The 13,959-nt window shown below is 71.6% G+C and carries 10 protein-coding genes; 1 reads left to right on the forward strand and 9 read right to left on the reverse strand.

The genetic code is table 11. The annotated features are described in order from the left end of the window. Positions 1–16: 16 nt before the first annotated feature. The 8 genes from gap to uvrA form a co-directional block, all read right to left on the reverse strand. Positions 17–1,021: a type I glyceraldehyde-3-phosphate dehydrogenase gene (gene gap, locus NQ707_RS01945; protein WP_404434479.1), complete on the reverse strand. Its 1,005-nt coding sequence runs from the start codon at positions 1,019–1,021 to the stop codon at positions 17–19. A 323-nt stretch (positions 1,022–1,344) separates the two neighbouring features. Continuing rightward, complete coding sequence (gene whiA, locus NQ707_RS01950) at positions 1,345–2,316, reverse strand: DNA-binding protein WhiA (protein WP_404434481.1); 972 nt, start codon at positions 2,314–2,316, stop codon at positions 1,345–1,347. 109 nt (positions 2,317–2,425) lie between these two features. Further along, entirely contained in the window at positions 2,426–3,451 is a 1,026-nt protein-coding gene (gene yvcK / locus NQ707_RS01955) for a uridine diphosphate-N-acetylglucosamine-binding protein YvcK (RefSeq protein WP_058743508.1), read from the reverse strand. A gap of 4 nt (positions 3,452–3,455) precedes the next feature. Further along, positions 3,456–4,307 (reverse strand): RNase adapter RapZ, encoded by an 852-nt coding sequence (gene rapZ, locus NQ707_RS01960; RefSeq protein WP_081046244.1) that lies wholly within the window; start codon positions 4,305–4,307, stop codon positions 3,456–3,458. A gap of 249 nt (positions 4,308–4,556) precedes the next feature. Beyond that, entirely contained in the window at positions 4,557–6,602 is a 2,046-nt protein-coding gene (gene uvrC, locus NQ707_RS01965) for an excinuclease ABC subunit UvrC (protein WP_198490440.1), read from the reverse strand. A gap of 51 nt (positions 6,603–6,653) precedes the next feature. Continuing rightward, positions 6,654–7,340: a 1-acyl-sn-glycerol-3-phosphate acyltransferase gene (locus NQ707_RS01970; protein WP_064725491.1), complete on the reverse strand. Its 687-nt coding sequence runs from the start codon at positions 7,338–7,340 to the stop codon at positions 6,654–6,656. Positions 7,341–7,465: 125 nt separating this feature from the next. Continuing rightward, a complete protein-coding gene (locus NQ707_RS01975) occupies positions 7,466–8,206 on the reverse strand; it encodes an HAD family hydrolase (protein ID WP_404434484.1) in 741 nt (246 codons plus the stop codon). Then, complete coding sequence (gene uvrA, locus NQ707_RS01980) at positions 8,203–11,109, reverse strand: excinuclease ABC subunit UvrA (RefSeq protein ID WP_404434486.1); 2,907 nt, start codon at positions 11,107–11,109, stop codon at positions 8,203–8,205. Before uvrA ends, NQ707_RS01975 begins: the two co-directional genes overlap by 4 nt. A 281-nt stretch (positions 11,110–11,390) precedes the next feature. Here uvrA and NQ707_RS01985 point away from each other — a divergent pair, with 281 nt between their 5' ends. After that, the gene (locus NQ707_RS01985; RefSeq protein WP_100462935.1) at positions 11,391–12,059 is read left to right on the forward strand and encodes an MBL fold metallo-hydrolase; all 669 of its coding nucleotides are present in this window, start codon (positions 11,391–11,393) and stop codon (positions 12,057–12,059) included. 134 nt (positions 12,060–12,193) lie between these two features. Here the strand turns inward: NQ707_RS01985 and NQ707_RS01990 are convergent, their stop codons facing one another. Next, positions 12,194–13,888 carry a formate--tetrahydrofolate ligase gene (locus tag NQ707_RS01990; protein WP_196826265.1) on the reverse strand — a complete coding sequence of 565 codons (1,695 nt, stop codon included), beginning with the start codon at positions 13,886–13,888 and terminating at the stop codon, positions 12,194–12,196. Positions 13,889–13,959: the final 71 nt, after the last annotated feature.

Below are 13,959 nucleotides of genomic sequence, written 5' to 3' on the forward strand. Positions count from 1 at the left end.
CCCGCTCAGTCCGCGCTTACAGCGCGGCGGCGATCTTGTTGGTGAACTTCACCGTGCGGGAGGTGAAGCCCCACTCGTTGTCGTACCACGCGAAGACCTTGACCTGGCCGTTCAGCACGGAGGTCAGCTGCGCGTCGAAGACCGTGGAGATCTCCTCGCCGACGATGTCGGTGGAGACGATCGGGTCCTCGGTGTACTTGATGATGCCCTGGTACTCGCCCTCGGCGGCCTCCTTGACGGCGGCGTTGATCTCCTCGACGGTGGCGTCCTTCTCCAGGGTCAGGGACAGGTCCACGATGGAGCCGGTGATGGTCGGCACGCGGAAGGCCATGCCGTCCAGCTTGCCGGCGACCGGCTCGTAGACCTTGCCCACGGTGCGGGCGGCGCCGGTGGAGGTCGGGATCATGTTCACGGCCGCGGCCCGGGCGCGACGCAGATCCTTGTGGGGGGCGTCCTGCAGGCGCTGGTCCGCTGTGTAGGAGTGGATGGTGGTCATCAGGCCGGACTTGATGCCGAACTTCTGGTCCATCACCTTGGCCAGCGGGGCCAGGCAGTTGGTGGTGCAGGAGGCGTTGGAGACGACGTTGTGCTTCTCGGCATCGTAGGTGTCGTCGTTCACGCCCATGACGAAGGTGCCGTCCAGGTTGGTGCCCGGGGCGGAGACGATGACCTTCTTGGCGCCGGCCTCGATGTGGGCCTTGGCCTTGTTGCCGTCGGTGAACAGACCGGTGGACTCCAGGACGATGTCCACGCCCAGGTCCTTCCACGGCAGGTTGGTCGGGTCCTTCTCGGACAGGACCTTGATCTCCTTGCCGTCGACGACGATGTTGCCGTCCTTGACGGACACCTCGGCCTTCAGCGGCCCGAGGATGGAGTCGTACTTGAGGAGGTGAGCCAGGGTCTCCGGGGAGGTGAGGTCGTTGACGGCAACGATCTCGATGTTCTCGCCCTGCTCCCGCACGGCGCGGAAGTAGTTGCGCCCGATGCGTCCGAAGCCGTTGATGCCGATGCGTACAGTCACTGTGATCAAACTCCTCAGTTTGAGTATTCGTGGTCGAGGGGACCCGCGGGGGCCTCCCCAGGTCCGGACCCGGCGGCGGGTGGAACCGCCCTCGCATCCGGTGCTGGTTCCAGCCTAGTGGATCGCGTGTGTGTTTGGGTGCGATTCCGGGGGTGAATTTTGTTTCCGGTGGGATTTCACACCCTCCGAGCCCTCCTTCTCGTGACGCCCGCCACCGAAATGGCCGTCTCCCGGGCCGCTGAGCCGCCGGATCTGGGATCGTGTGGGTTTCTCATCGCCGATGGCGAACAGCGCGGGCGGCGCGGCGTCATCGACGCGCGGGCTCACCGGCCCGCGGCGTCCTCCTCCTCGCCCGCCCGCGCCTGCTCGGCCTCGGCCGTGCGCCGGGCCAGGGCCAGCAGCCGCCGGATCCGCCCGGCGATCGCGTCCTTGGTCAGCGGCGGATCCGCCAGGCGCCCCAGCTCATCCAAGCTCGCGTGTCGGTGCTCCAGTCGCAGCCTCCCGGCCTCGCGCAGATGCTCCGGGACGTCATCGCCCAGGATCTCCAGGGCGCGCTCGACCCGCGCCCCGGCGGTCACGGCCGCCTGCGCGGAGCGCCGGAGGTTGGCGTCGTCGAAGTTGGCCAGCCGGTTGGCCGTGCCGCGCACCTCCCGGTGGACGCGGCCCTTCTCCCATCGGCGCAGCGCCCGGGTGGCCCCCAGGGCGCGCAGCAGCGCGCAGATCCCGGCGCCGTCGCGCACGAGCACCCGGTCAGCCCCCCGGGACTCCCGGGCCTTGGCCAGCACGTCCAGGCGCCGGGCGCAGCCGACCAGCGCCAGGGCCGCCTCGGAGCCCGGGCAGGTGAACTCCAGGGCGGCGGAGCGGCCCGGCTCCGACAGGGATCCGCGGGCCAGGAAGGCCCCGCGCAGGGCGGCGGCCGCATCATCGACGGAGCCGTTGACCACGGCCGAGGGCAGCCCGCGCACCGGCCGACCCCGGGCATCCAGCAGGCCCGTCTGGCGCGCCAGGGCCTCCGCGCCCCGGTCGATGCGCAGGACGTAGTGCCCGCCCTTCTTCAGCGCGCCGCCGGCCACCGAGTACAGCCGTCCCGTCTGCCCGTACAGCTCCCCGATCTCCGCGAGCAGCCGCCGCCCGGTGGGCAGGTGATCCAGCTCGGCCTCGATGACGATGCGCCCGCCGACCAGGTGCAGACCCCCGGCGAAGCGCAGCAGCGCGGCGGTCTGCGCCTGGCGCGCGGAAGCCCGGGGCGTCTCCAGGCCTGCCAGCTCGTCCTTAGCCAGTGCGGTCAGGGCCATGGTGGGGGATTCCTCTCCGAAGGGGGTCTGGGCCGGGTGCCCGCGGTGAGACGGCGCTCAGCGGAGGCACCGGCCGGGATGGTCAGTGGGTGGGGTCAGTCGCGGGGCCTCAGTCGTGAGGCGCCGCGGGCGGGCTGAGCACGGGCTCCTCGGGCAGGCCCATGGCCTCCTGGTAGGCCGCGGCCAGGCGCAGGTGGCTGTGCACGTCCTCCCCGCGGCGCCGACGCAGCGACTGGCTGACCAGCCGCGCGCCGCGTTCGCGCACCGCCGCGTCGAACCCCTGCGGATCCGACAGGGCCGAGGGGTCCGCGACGACGGCGTCGATCTGCAGGCCGGGAGCGTACCGCTCCAGGACCTCCAGGTGCCCGACGGCACCCAGTCCGGCGGTCTCGCGCCGCTCCATCGCGAGGTTCATGCACACGCACACCCGCGCCGCGGAGGAGCAGATCGCCTCCCGCAGCTCCGGCAGCAGCAGGTGCGGGATGACCGAGGTGTACCAGGACCCGGGGCCCAGCACGAGCCAGTCCGCCGCGCGGATCGCCTCCAGCGCTTCGGGGCAGGCCCGGGCCTCGGCCGGCTCCAGGCTGATCCGCTCGACGCGCTCGGCGGTGGCCAGGCGCGCCTGGCCCGTGATCCGCTTCGGGGCGCCCTGATGGTCCCGCACCCACCCGGAGACCACGAGGGGATCCACCGCCATCGGCAGGACCCGCCCGCGGGCCTTCAGCAGCTGGGAGGCCCAGTCCAGTCCGGCCACCGGATCATCCAGCAGCTGCCACAGGCTCAGCAGCAGCAGGTTGCCCATCGCGTGCCCGTCCAGCTCCCCCGAGGAACCGGGCAGGGTCGAGAAGCGATGCTGCATCGCCTCCCGCCACAGGTGCCCCCACGCGGAGTCGTCGCACAAGGCGGACAGCGCCATGCGCAGGTCCCCCGGCGGCAGCACGTCGAACTGCTCCCGCAGCCGCCCGGAGGAGCCGCCGTCATCGGCGACCGTGACCACCGCGGTCAGCTGCGGGGTGAGCAGGCGCAGCGCCGAGAGCGAGGCGTAGAGCCCGTGGCCCCCGCCGAGGGCGACGACGCGCGGGGCGCCGGCCCCGGCCTCCGGGACGGCCTCGCCCCGGGATCCGATCGCGGCCACGGCGCTACTCCCGCCCCAGATCGCGGTGCTGGACGTTCACGGTGACGTTGGGCAGGCCCTTGAGCCGCCGGGCCAGCTCCTCGGTCACCGCGACCGAGCGGTGCTTGCCGCCGGTGCAGCCGATCGCGATGGTCGCGTAGTGCTTGTTCTCCGAGCGGTAGCCGGCGATCACCGGCTTCAGCGCCTCGGCGTACTGGTCCACGAAGGTCTGGGCGCCGCTGTCCTTGAGCACGAAGTCCCGCACCTCCGGGTCCTGGCCCGTCTTGGGCCGCAGGGCGGGAACCCAGTGCGGGTTGGGGACGAAGCGCATATCGGCCATGAAGTTCGCATCGGCCGGCACCCCGTACTTGAAGCCGAAGCTCATGACCGTCAGGTTCACCACCGAGGGGCCCGTGGCCGAGTAGGTGCGGGAGATGACCTTGGACAGCTCGTGCACGTTGTACTCCGAGGTGTCCAGCACGACGTCGGCCCGGCGCTTGAGATCGGCCAGCAGCTCCCGCTCGGCGTGGATCCCGTCCAGGATGCGCCCCTCCCCCTGCAGCGGGTGGGGGCGGCGCTGGGCCTCGTAGCGGGCGATGATCGCCTGATCCGAGGCGTCGAGGAAGAGCACCGTGTACTCGACCGGGGCGGCGTTGAGCACGTCCAGGGCCTCGCGGAAGTTCTCGAACAGGGCGGTGCCCCGGATGTCGATGATCACGGCCAGGCGCGGCATGGCCTTGGGGCTGCGCGCCACCAGATCCACCAGGGGGGTGAGCATCTGCGGCGGCAGGTTGTCCACGACGTACCAGCCGTTGTCCTCCAGGGTGTGCGCGGCGGTCGAGCGCCCGGCCCCGGAGATCCCGGTGATCACGAGCATCTCCGACTGGGCGGCGGGCTTCTGGGGCACCAGGGGTTCCTGCCCCGCATCGCGGGTCGAGGTCTCGGACGGATCGCGGGGCGGATGCGGGGCGGATGCTGAGGGGGGCTGCTGCGAGGTCACCGGGTGCTCGTCTCCTGCTGGGTCGTGCCTGTGGTCAGGGGCGCGTCCCCGGACGGGGGAAGCGGGACGCGGCTGCCCCTCCAGGATACTCCGGCACCCCGAGACCCCGGCCACCCGGGGCGCCGATCAGACGCCGTCGGCGGCCGGTGCCGATGCCGTCTGCGGCTGCGAATCCTGCTCCGCCTGCGGTTCCGGCGGCGAGTCCGGCGCCGGTGCCGACTCCTGGGCGCGCAGGTGCTCCTGCACGGCCTCGGCCAGCTTCGGCCCGATCCCGCGCACCCGGGTGAGCTGCTCGAGGTCGGCCTCCCGGATGGCCTGCAGGGTGCCGAACTGCGCCAGCAGCGCATCCCGGCGGGCGGCCCCGAGCCCCGGGATCCCGTCCAGGGCCGAGGAGAGCATGGCCTTGCCGCGCTTGGAGCGGTGGAAGGTGATCGCGAAGCGGTGGGCCTCATCGCGCAGCCGCTGCAGCAGGAACAATCCCTGCGAGGCACGCGGCAGGATGACCGGGAAGTCGTCGTCCGGCACCCAGATCTCCTCCAGGCGCTTGGCCAGCCCGACCACCGCGACGTCGGAGATCCCCAGCTCGTCCAGGGCCTGGCGGGCCGCGGCGACCTGCGGGGGCCCGCCGTCCACGACGACGAGATTGGGCGGGTAGGCGAAGCGCTGCGGCTCCGGCGCCCCGGCCTGCTCGGCGTCGATCTGCCCGGTGCGCACCCCCGCCCGGGCCCGCTCCTGCTGATCCGCCAGGTGGCGCTTGAAGCGGCGGGTGATGACGTCGTGCATCGAGGCGGTGTCGTCCCGGGCCGCCTCCCCGCGGATGGAGAACTTGCGGTACTCGGACTTGCGGGGCAGCCCGTCCTCGAAGACCACCATCGAGGCCACGACGTTGGTGCCCTGCACGTGGGAGATGTCGTAGCACTCGATGCGCATCAGCGGGTCCGGCAGCCCCAGGGCCTCCTGCAGCTCCTGCAGGGAGGCGCTGCGGGTGGTCAGATCCCCGGCGCGGCGGGACTTGTGCAGCATCAGGGACTGCTTGGCGTTGTCCGCGACGGTGCCCATCAGCTGCGCCCGCTCCCCGCGCTGCGGAACGGAGATCCGCACGCGCGACCCGCGCAGCCCCGTCAGCCACTGCTCCAGCTGCTCGCGGTTGCTGGGCAGCACGGGCACCAGCACGGTGCGCGGGATCTCGTGGGCGCTGGTCTCCTCCTCGTGCGGGGTGGAGGCCAAGGTCACCGCGGACTCCCCGTAGACCTGCTGCAGCAGCTGCTCGACCATCTCCCCCGGGGTGAGCTCCTCGACCTTCTCCACGATCCACCCGCGCTGGCCGCGGATGCGTCCGCCGCGCACGTGGAAGACCTGGGCGGCGGCCTCCAGCTCGTCCTCGTGGAAGGCGAACAGGTCCGCGTCCACCGAATCCGAGAGCACGACGGCGTTGCGCTCGAAGGCGGTGCGCAGGGCCTGGATGTCATCGCGCAGCCGGGCGGCGACCTCGAAGTCCATCTCCTCCGCCGCCCGCTGCATCCGCCGGGTCAGCTCCCGGATGAACCGCTCGGAGTCCCCCGCCATGAACCGGCACAGCCGGTCGGCCAGCTCCCGGTGGTCCTCCGCGGAGATGCGCCCGACGCACGGGGCGGAGCACTTGTCGATGTACCCGAGCAGGCAGGGCCGATCCTGCTGCTCGGCGCGGCGGAACACCGCCCGGGAACAGGTGCGCACGGGGAAGACCCGCAGCAGGGCGTCCAGGGTCTCGCGGATGGCCCACGCCTGGGAGAACGGACCGAAGTAGCGGGTGCCCTTCTTCTTCTCCCCGCGCATCACCTGCGCGCGGGGGTACTTCTCGGCCATGGACACCGCGAGGTACGGGTAGGACTTGTCGTCCCGGTACTTGATGTTGAACCGCGGGGTGTACTGCTTGATCCAGGTGTACTCCAGCTGCAGGGACTCCAGCTCGGAGGCCACCACGGTCCATTCGACTCCGGCCGCGGTGTTGACCATCGCGTAGGTCTTCGGCGCCAGCTGCTCGGGCTTGGCGAAGTAGCTGGTCAGCCGGTTGCGCAGGTTCTTGGCCTTGCCCACGTAGATGACCCGCCCGACGTCGTCCCGGAAGCGGTACACACCGGGGTCGGTGGGGATGTCCCCCGTGCGGGGCCGGTAGGTCGCCGGATCGGCCATGGGAAGGGTGTCCTCCTGAGTGCTCGGGCACCGGGTCCTCCCCGCGGGACGTCAGGCGCCGGCGTCCTTGGCCAGGGAGGGCGAGGTGTTGTATTCGTTCTTGCGCGGCTGCCCGCACAGGCGGGCGATCTCGTCCATGATCGCGTCCGTGGTGGCCCGCCGCTGGGCCCCGGACTGCTTCTCGCCGAGCTTCTCGAAGCTCATCGGCTCGCCGACGCGCACCGTGAAGCGCACCGGACGCAGCAGCTTCGTTCCGGGCGGCTGGATCCGCTCGGTGCCGATCAGCCCGACGGGGACGACGGGGGCGCCGGTCATGTGCGCCAGCCACGCCACCCCGATCTTGCCGCGGTACAGGTAGCCGTCCAGGGAGCGGGTGCCCTCCGGGTAGATCCCGAAGACCCCGCCGCGCTCCAGGCGCTCCAGGCCGATCTCCAGGGCCTTGAGCCGCTCGATCTGATCCGCCCGGTTCACGGGGATGATGTCGATCAGCTCGAAGATCCGCTTCATCAGCCGACCCTTGAGCCCCGGGGAGTTCACGTACTCGGCCTTCGCCAGAAAGGCCACCCGCCGCGGCATGAGCGCGGAGATGATCACGGAGTCCAGGAAGGCCCGGTGGTTGGAGGCCACGATCACGGGACCGGAGGCGGGGAAGCGCTCCAGACCGGTGACCCTGGCCCGGAAGACGGTCTTGATCAGGCCGGTCACGGCCGTCTGCGTCAGCCGGTACAGCTTCTCCATGGGTCTGGTCAAGGTCCTTCCCTCATCCGATCCGGCGACCTCGCCGGTGTGGTGCGCGTTTCATGAACACTGTACATTTCCCCGACACCGGCTCCCACCCCCGCGACGCTCCCGGGCGCGGCGCGTCACGGCGGCGAGGTCATCCCGTCCCCCTCCAGCCGCAGGTCGCAGCGCCGGGCCAGCTGGGCCCGCAGCGCATCGACGTCCTCCACGACGGCGGCGGCCCCGTGTGCGGTGAGCTCCCCGGGGGCGGCGAACCCCCAGGCCACCCCGACGCAGTCCAGGCCGTGGACCCGGGCGCCCTCGACGTCGTACTCCCGGTCCCCGACCATCACGGTGCGCCGCGGATCGGCCGCCAGCCCGCGCCGGGCCAGCAGGTCCAAGGAGCGGGCGATGACCCCGGCCTTGTCCACGGGCAGGTGGGCGGTCTCCGGACGCAGCTCATCCCTCGCCCCGGAGATGACGTCCGCAAGGGCGTCCAGCCCGAAGTGCGCGGCGATCCGCTCGGCGCTGGGCTGCGGCTTCTGGGTGGCCAGAGCCACCGCGGCCCCCGCGGCGCGCAGGTCCCGCAGCAGCTGCGCCACCCCGGGGTAGAGCCGGGAGTCCCGGGCAGCCCGGGCGGGATACGCCTCGCGGTAGGCGGCCAGGGCGGCGCGGCGCTGGCGCTCGTCCAGGTCCGTGTGCCGCTCCAGGCCCACCGAGGCGGGCGGCCCGACGAACCGGCGCAGCGTGGCCTCATCCGGGCGCGGATGGCCCTGGGCCTGGATGGCCTCGGCGATGGTCTCGGTGATGGCCCCGGCCGGATCCAGCAGGGTCCCGTCCAGGTCGAACAGCACCGCCGGGACGCCGTCGTGCTCGCCGCTCACGCGCCGTGCCCGTCGTCGTCGGCCCCGAGGATCTCCGCCAGGAAGCGCCCGGTGTGGCTGCCCGGCTCCTGGGCGACCTGCTCCGGGGTGCCCTGGGCGATGACCTGCCCGCCGCCGGAGCCGCCCTCCGGACCCATGTCCACGATCCAGTCCGCGGACTTGATGACGTCCAGGTTGTGCTCGATCGTCAGGACGGTGTTGCCCTTGTCCACGAGGGACTGCAGGACCTGCAGCAGCTTGGCGATGTCCTCGAAGTGCAGGCCCGTGGTCGGCTCATCCAGCACGTAGATGGTCCGGCCGTTGGAGCGCTTCTGCAGCTCGGAGGCGAGCTTGACCCGCTGGGCCTCACCCCCGGACAGGGTGGGGGCGGGCTGACCCAGCCGGATGTAGCCCAGCCCGACGTCCACGAGGGTGTTCAGGTGCCGGGCGATCGGGGTGAAGGCGGAGAAGAACTCGGCGGCCTCCTCCACGGGCATGTCCAGCACCTCGGCGATGTTCTTGCCCTTGTAGCGGATCTCCAGGGTCTCCCGGTTGTACCGGGCCCCGTGGCAGACCTCGCACGGCACGTAGACGTCGGGCAGGAAGTTCATCTCGATCTTCAGCGTGCCGTCACCGGCGCAGGCCTCGCAGCGCCCGCCCTTGACGTTGAAGGAGAAGCGCCCCGGCTGGTAGCCGCGCACCTTGGCCTCGTTGGTCTCGGCGAACAGCCGCCGGATGTGGTCGAAGACCCCCGTGTAGGTCGCGGGGTTGGAGCGCGGCATCCGGCCGATGGGGCTCTGATCCACGTGCACGATCTTGTCCAGGTGCTCCAGGCCCTCCACCCGCCGGTGCCGCCCGGGCACCTGCTTGGCGCCGTTGAGCCGGTTGGCCAGCGCGGTGTAGAGGATGTCGTTGACCAGGGTGGACTTGCCCGAGCCGGAGACCCCGGTGACGGCGGTGAGCACGCCCAGGGGGAAGGACACCGTGACGTCGCGCAGGTTGTTCTCCTTCGCCCCGACCACCTTCACCATCCGCTTGCGGTCCACCGGGCGCCGCCGCGCGGGCACCGCGATCTGCCGACGCCCGGACAGGTAGGCCCCGGTCAGGGACTCCCGGTTCTCCAGCAGCTGCCCGTACGGCCCGGAGTGCACGATGCGCCCGCCGTGCTCGCCGGCGCCGGGGCCGACGTCGACCACCCAGTCGGATTCCCGGATGGTGTCCTCGTCGTGCTCCACGACGATCAGGGTGTTGCCCATGTCCCGCAGCTTGGTCAGGGTCTCGATCAGCCGCCGGTTGTCCCGCTGGTGCAGGCCGATCGACGGCTCGTCCAGGACGTAGAGGACCCCCACCAGTCCGGAGCCGATCTGGGTGGCCAGGCGGATGCGCTGGGCCTCCCCGCCGGACAGGGTCGCTGCGGCCCGGTCCAGGGTCAGGTAGTCCAGGCCGACGTCGAGCAGGAACTGCAGCCGGGCGTTGATCTCCTTGAGCACCTGCTCGGCGATGTGCCGCTCGCGCTCATCCAGGCGCAGCCCGGCCATGAACTCCTGGGCACCGGTCATCGGCATCGCGGTGACCTCGGCGATGGACTTCCCGCCCACGTGCACCGCGAGCATCGTCGGGTTCAGCCGCGCGCCGCCGCAGGCCGGGCACGGGGTCTGGCGCATGTACTGCTCGTAGCGGTCCTTGGCCCAGTCGGACTCGGTCTCCTCGTGCTTGCGCTGGATGTAGGCGTAGACGCCCTCGAAGCCGGAGGTGTAGCGCCGCTCCCGCCCGAAGCGGTTGCGGTAGGCGACCTCCACCTTGAAGTCCTTGCCGTGCAGGATCGCCCGGCGGGCCTTCTTCGGCAGCTCCTCCCACGGGGTGTTCAGGTCGAAGCCGACCTCCCGGCCCAGCCCCCCGAGCAGGCGCAGCCAGTACTCAGTGGTGGACTTGCCCTGGGACCACGGGGCGATGGCCCCCTCCCCCAGGGTCTTCTCCGGGTCGGGGACCACCAGGGACTCGTCCACTTCCAGCCGGGAGCCGATGCCGTCGCACTCGGGGCAGGCGCCGAAGGGGCTGTTGAAGGAGAAGGAGCGCGGCTCGATCTCGGTCTGGCCCAGCTCGTGGCCGTTGGGGCAGGCGAGGTTCTCGCTGTAGGTGCGGCTGCGCGCCTCGGAATCCTCGGGCTCGTCCACCCAGTCGATGGTCACCCGCCCGTCGGCCAGACCCAGGGCGGTCTCGATGGAGTCCGTCAGCCGCTGGTGGGCGGAGTCCTTGATCGCGATGCGGTCCACGACCACCGAGATCGTGTGCTTGTACTGCTTCTTCAGGCTCGGCGGCTCGGTGAGCCGGATCTGCTCCCCGTCCACCACGGCCCGGGAGTAGCCCTGCTGGGCCAGGGAGGAGAACAGGTCCTGGAACTCGCCCTTGCGGGCGCGGACCACCGGGGCGAGGACCTGCAGGCGGGTCCGCTCCGGGCGGGTCATCAGCTGGTCCACGATCTGCTGCGGGGTCTGCTTCTCGATCGGCTCCCCGCAGACCGGGCAGTGGGGGTGCCCGATGCGCGCCCAGAGCAGGCGCATGTAATCGTAGATCTCGGTGATGGTGCCGACCGTCGAGCGGGGGTTCTTGGAGGTGGACTTCTGATCGATGGACACCGCCGGGGACAGCCCCTCGATGAAGTCGACGTCGGGCTTGTCCACCTGGCCGAGGAACATCCGGGCGTAGGCGGACAGGGATTCGACGTAGCGGCGCTGGCCCTCGGCGAAGATGGTGTCGAAGGCCAGGGAGGACTTGCCGGAGCCGGACAGACCGGTGAACACCACCATGGCGTTGCGGGGGATCCGCAGGTCCACGGTGCGCAGGTTGTTCTCCCGCGCCCCCTTGACGATGATCTCGGTGGGGTCCTGGGCGCCCGCGGCGGGCGCGGCGGCGGTGGTGCTCATGGGTGCGGGAGGGCTCCCTTCCGGGTTGGGGGCGGCGCGGTCGCCGGGCATTCGAAGATCTATTCTACGGCTCGCGAAGCTGTCCGGAACGACCGCCGGGCGGATTTCCCTCACCGGCGAACGCACCGGCCCGCCCCTTCCGCGCCCCATGAGCCCGGCAGGGGTCGCGGCGTGTCCGAGGCTCACGGGCGCGGGTCCACGGGTGCGGAGGGGCGGTCGCGTTGCGCGTGCGTCACGCGCGTGTTGCGGGGGCGGGGCCGCGGGGCCCTAGAATCGTGCGCATGATGGCACTCGCGACCGAGAAGCTCGACCTGTCCGAGGTGACGATCCGGTGGATCAGCGTCTCCTCGATGGACAACAACGTGTACCTGATGACCTGCCGCTCCACCGGGGCCCAGCTGCTGATCGACGCGGCCGATGAGCCGGAGCGGATCTCCGGGTTGGTGGCCGCCGGGCGCGAGGACGTCTCCGGGTCCTGCACCTGCTGCGGCAACGTGCAGCTGATCGTGACCACGCATTCGCACTGGGATCACGTGCGGGCGCTGGCGGAGATCCGCTCCCGCTCGGAGGCCCTGACCGCCTGCGGGGCGCGGGACGAGCAGGACATCGACGTGCCGATGGACATCACCTTCCAGGACGGGGACACCGCGGATCTGGAGGGCTTCTCCCTCAAGGTCATCGAGCTGCGCGGGCACACCCCCGGCTCGATCGCCCTGGCCTACGAGGACCCGGCCGGGCGCACCGTGATCTTCACGGGCGACTCCCTGTTCCCCGGCGGGGTGGGCAAGACCGACTCTCCCGAGGCCTTCCGCGCCCTGCTGCACGATGTGCGCACCAAGATCTTCGACGTCTACGACGACGACACCCTCATCCTGCCCGGTCACGGCGAGTCCACGACTCTGGGAGCCGAGCGCCCGCACCTGGACGAGTGGGAGCGGCGCGGCTGGTGAGCCGCGGATCGGCAGCCGGGAGCGTGGTCTCGGCCGATCGCTGATCCCTCCCCCGCCCTCCCGACGACGCCGCGACACCCCGTCGACCGCCCTCGTGCGAGCGGTCGACGGGGCGTCGTCGCGCCTGAACCGGCTCAGAACAGCCCGTGCACGGCGCCGTCGGCGTCGAGCCCGATGCGCTCGGCCGCCGGGGAGGCGGACAGCCCCGGCATGGTGCGCATGGTCCCGCAGATTGCGTAGACGTAGCCGGCCCCGGCGGCCAGGCGCACCTCCCGCACGGGCAGGCGCCATCCCGTGGGGGCGCCCTTCCGGGTGGGATCCGCGGTCAGGGACAGGTGCGTCTTGGCGATGACCACGGGCAGGTCCCCGTAGCCCTGCTCTTCGCAGCGGGCCAGCTGGCGGGCAGCCGCCGGGGCGATCTCCAGCCCGTCGGCCCCGTAGACCTTCCGGGCCACGGCGTCGAGCTTGTCCGTCAGGGAATCCTCGGGGGCGTAGGTGGGCACCAGCTCGTGCGGCTGCTCGCAGGCCTCGGCCACGGCGTCGGCCAGCTCGGTGGCGCCGTCTCCACCGCGGGCCACGCCCTCGTGCACGGCCACCCGCGCCCCGGCCCGCTCGGCGATCTCCCGGATGACGGCGTGCTCGCTGGGGTGGTCGGTAGGGAAGGCGTTGATCGCCACGACGGCGCTGATGCCGAAGCCGCGCAGGATCGCCAGGTGCTTGAGCAGGTTCGGGGCCCCGGCGCGCACGTCCTCGGGGTTCTCGGCCAGCAGCTCCTCGGGCAGGGGCTTGCCGGGCACGATCCGGTGGCGTCCGGAGTGGGCCTTCAGCGCCCGGACGGTGACCACGAGGACCGCGGCGTCCGGGGTCAGCCCGGAGACCCGGCACTTGACGTTGACGAAGCGCTCGGCACCCATGTCCGCTCCGAATCCGGCCTCGGTGATGACGTAGTCGGCGTGCTCCAGGGCGGCGTAGTCGGCGAGGATCGAGGAGTTGCCGGTGGCGATGTTGCCGAAGGGCCCGGTGTGGATCAGGGCGGGGACCCCTTCGAGGGTCTGCATCAGGTTCGGGTGGATCGCGTCGGCCAGCAGGGCCGCCAGCGCGCCGTCGGCCTTCAGGTCCTCGGCGGTCACGGGCGCGCCGTCCCGGGTGGAGGCCACGACGATGCGGGCCAGCCGGGCCTTCAGATCCGCCAGATCCGTGGCCAGGGAGAGGATGACCATGATCTCGCTGGCCGAGGTGATGTCGAAGCCGCTCTGGCGGGTGACCCCGTCCTGGCGCTCCCCCAGGCCGATGACGACGTGGCGCAGGGAGCGGTCGTTGATGTCCAGGACGCGCCGCCACGTGATGCTGCGCTCGTCGATGTCCAGGGCGTTGCCGTGGTGCAGATGGTTGTCCAGCAGCGCCGCGAGCATGTTGTGCGCGGCGGTGACGGCGTGGAAGTCCCCGGTCAGGTGCAGGTTGAGCTTGTCCATGGGGATGACCTGCGAGTACCCGCCGCCGGCGGCCCCGCCCTTGATCCCGAAGGTCGGGCCCAGGGAGGGCTGGCGCAGGGTGAGCATCGCGGAGCGGCCGGTGCGCGCCATGCCCTGGGCCAGGGAGACGGAGGTGGCGGTCTTGCCCTCCCCCAGCGGCGTCGGAGTGATGGCGGTGACCAGGACGTAGCGGCCGCGACGCCGTTCGGGGGCGGCGTCGGCGGCGGGCAGGAGCTTGGCGACGTGGCGGCCGTAGGGCTCCAGCCGGTCGCGCTCGATGCCGGCGGTCGCGGCGATCTCCTCGATGGGCCGGGGCTGGGCCTGCTGGGCGATCTCGAGGTCGGAGGGCATGCTCATGGGGACTCCCGTCGTCGTGGGGATGGGTGCGTTCCCTCTCCAGTATGGTGGCGGCGGGACCCAACCCGGCC

The organism is Rothia sp. BD8 (assembly GCF_044878465.1).
GTDB lineage: Bacteria > Actinomycetota > Actinomycetes > Actinomycetales > Micrococcaceae > Rothia > Rothia kristinae.